The organism is Phormidium sp. CCY1219 (assembly GCF_035615515.1).
In the GTDB taxonomy this organism is placed as follows: domain Bacteria; phylum Cyanobacteriota; class Cyanobacteriia; order Cyanobacteriales; family Laspinemataceae; genus CCY1219.
The window spans coordinates 1-3,041 of sequence record NZ_JAJENT010000424.1; the positions used below are offsets into that span (position 1 = coordinate 1).

At 50.3% G+C, this 3,041-nt stretch carries 2 protein-coding genes; both read left to right on the plus strand.

All coding sequences use genetic code 11. From position 1 onward, the window contains the following. Window positions 1-93 precede the first annotated feature (93 nt). Complete coding sequence (locus LKK83_RS09630; RefSeq protein WP_324630869.1) at window positions 94-678, plus strand: phycobilisome protein; 585 nt, start codon at window positions 94-96, stop codon at window positions 676-678. Between the two features lie 487 nt (window positions 679-1,165). Further along, window positions 1,166-2,671: an asparagine synthase B gene (gene asnB, locus LKK83_RS09635; protein WP_324630870.1), complete on the plus strand. Its 1,506-nt coding sequence runs from the start codon at window positions 1,166-1,168 to the stop codon at window positions 2,669-2,671. The last annotated feature ends 370 nt before the right edge of the window (window positions 2,672-3,041 follow it).

Genomic DNA, 3,041 nt, shown 5'->3' on the forward strand with positions numbered 1-3,041 from the left:
TTGTCAAACTGTTGTCTGTGTAAGGGGGAGAACTCCTCCCTACGCATAAATGACGAGGGTTTCCGTTCTCCCCCTTATCAACCCCAATTTCTGATGACATTCCAACTCAGTGAAAAGGCCAAACAACTGATTCCCAAAGCCAGAATTGTCAGCTTTGCCCGTTGGCAGGGCTTACATTCTGCCGAGATTATTCAACGCTTCCAGGCGGCGGATGATGAAAGGCGCTATTTAAGCGATGCCGATTTGGCGAGCCTTCGCCCAGATGGACCGGGGTACCCGCAGGCGGCAAGGATCCTGCGCGAAAACGCTCCCGAAATCGTCGCCGACGCCAGAGGGCAAGTTTTGGCGCAATATCCAGGCATCTGCGAGTCGGGGGGAGAGCTTTATCCCCCCGCACGGGCAGAGGCGTGCTGGCGAGATTTTTGGCATTTTCTGCGCTGCATTACTTACGGCATCGCCGGGGGCACTACGGAGTTTACCAGTACCGAAGGACTGGAAAATATGGAGTTGCTCTATCAAGAGTTGCGCGTGCCTTTAGGGGCGATGGTGCTGGGATTGGAATATCTGAAAGCAGCAGGTTTGCAGCGCGTGGAACCGCAACTGCGCGATCGCCTCGCTCCTTATTTCGATTGCTTAATCGATGAAATGAAGCGCTTTCAACCCCAACCCTCGGCATAACCTTGAGCCAACTCCCCTTTGTATGGTGATGGCAGTTCAAGGCGTTTGTCTCGAGCGAAGCGGTTTTTTATCGCAATGGGCTGTTTCGCAAAAGAATGAAGTCTTGACAATTAGCATGTAATTTATCCCTGTTTTACATAGGGGTTATTTCTGATTTCTTAAAGGCGATTGGCTGTTATATCGCCATTTTTTTTGACAGGTTGACGCGAATTTTAATGGGGAAACTTTATCCCCTAAAACAACCTCAGATATCTGCATTCTTCCAGGGTTGAAAAAGCAAAACTATAACTTTTTATGCCGAGCGCGGTAAGAACGCAGCGATTTTATGAGCGGCAAACAAAACATTGCATAAAAAAGCAAAAAGTAGTAAAATACACCGCAGACCGATTGTCTTGGGGGCTAGTTTGCAATCAGGAGGCATCCCGTTTAGCTCAAAGATGCCCCCAGTGGAGTGAAGGTTAACTTAAGAAGAGCGTAAAGAAAGATTATGTGCGGTATTGCTGGAATTTGGGGACAAAATGACCCGAACGGCGTTCAAATTATGATGGATTCCCTGATTCACCGGGGACCGGATGCGGATGGGATATTCGTGGCGGAAACTCAGGCGGGAGTGTTAGGGCACCGAAGACTGAGCATTATGGATCCGAAAGGAGGCAACCAACCGATTTATGGCGATGAAAAAAGCAAGGCGATCGTTGCCAATGGGGAGATTTATAATTTTCCGCAATTGCGACCGGATTTGATGGAACGGCACAACTTCCGGACCAGCAGCGATACCGAGGCGATCCTGCACCTGTATGAAGAGCATGGAACCGAGACGGTGAATTTGTTAGATGGGATGTACGCCTTTGCGATCGCCGATGAAAATTCGTTATTTGCCGCCCGGGATCCGATTGGCATCAAACCGCTTTACTACGGGGAAAAAAATGGCTCCACCATAATCGCTTCGGAACTCAAAGCGATCGCGAAATGTTGCGACAACGTTAAAGAATTTCCTCCCGGTACCTATTACCACTCGGATAGCGGATTTACCACCTTTTACACCGTACCCGACTTGCAGCCCGAAGTGGATGCCGACCCGGAAATCCTGATAAAACGACTGCGAGAGACGTTAGAAGAAGCGGTGGTGAAGCGGTTGATGAGCGATGTGCCCCTGGGGGCATTTTTGTCCGGGGGACTCGATAGTAGCATCATCGCCGCGATCGTGCGCCAACATCATTCCGGCCCCCTGCATACCTTCTCCGTGGGCATTGAAGGGTCGCAAGATTTGGCAGCAGCGCGCCTCGTGTCGCGTCATCTCGACACCATTCATCACGAATACGTGATTACGCCACAAGAGGTGAAGGAGAAACTCCCCGAAATTATTTATTTCATGGAGACGTTTGACCAAGACTTGGTACGCAGTGGCATTCCTTGTTATTTTACCTCCCGACTGGCGGCAGAATACGTCAAAGTGATTCTCACCGGAGAAGGTGCCGATGAGTTGTTTGCCGGCTACACCTATTACAAAGGCATCCCCGACGAAGAGGTACTGCATCGGGAACTGCGGCGATCGGTGGCTACATTGCACAATATTAACTTGCAACGGGTCGATCGCTTGACGATGGCGCACTCCATCGAGGGAAGGGTGCCATTTCTGGACTTGAAATGCATCGAACTCGGACAGCAGATTCCGGCGAAGTACAAAATTGCCGGAGATCCGCTGATTGAAAAATGGATCTTGAGGAAGGCATTTGAGGATATGTTGCCCTCCGAAATCGTGTGGCGCAATAAGCTGCAATTTGACGAAGGTAGCGGCACAGTGGATTTGTTAAACGAGCTACTGTCCTCCGCGATGAGTGCCGAGGAAGCCGAAGCCTATCAGCAGAAGCATCCGGAAGCGAAATTGCGATCGGCAGAGGAATGTTTCTATCATCAGGTATTTATGGAAGCGTTTGACAATCCAGAGCCAATTTTGGCAAATGTGGGGCGATGGAGCGATCGCCCGGTGTAGAGTGTTGGGTTCTAGAGACGTCGGGGACGTCTCTAGAGGTATTTTCCTAGAGGTATTTCTCTAGATGACTTAACAGAATTGCAATTAAATGCTTATATGAACTAGGGCTATCGCCTATTCTCGCTCGCAGTGGATTTGGCAGCGATCGCGCGTCTGAGATACGGCGATCGTCTGCATGCAAATTCCAGGCAGCCGATCGCAATCGCCCTAGATCGAGGCTGTCGCAGAGTAGGCGATCGGGAGCGAGGGACTCCAGCTTGAGACTTAGCCCACAGCAAAATAATGGTGAGAGTGTGTCAGGAACCCCATCCCTAAAGGGAGGGGCTTGGTAAGACTTTATTTTCCCAAGCTCACCTGACCAGAAGACCAG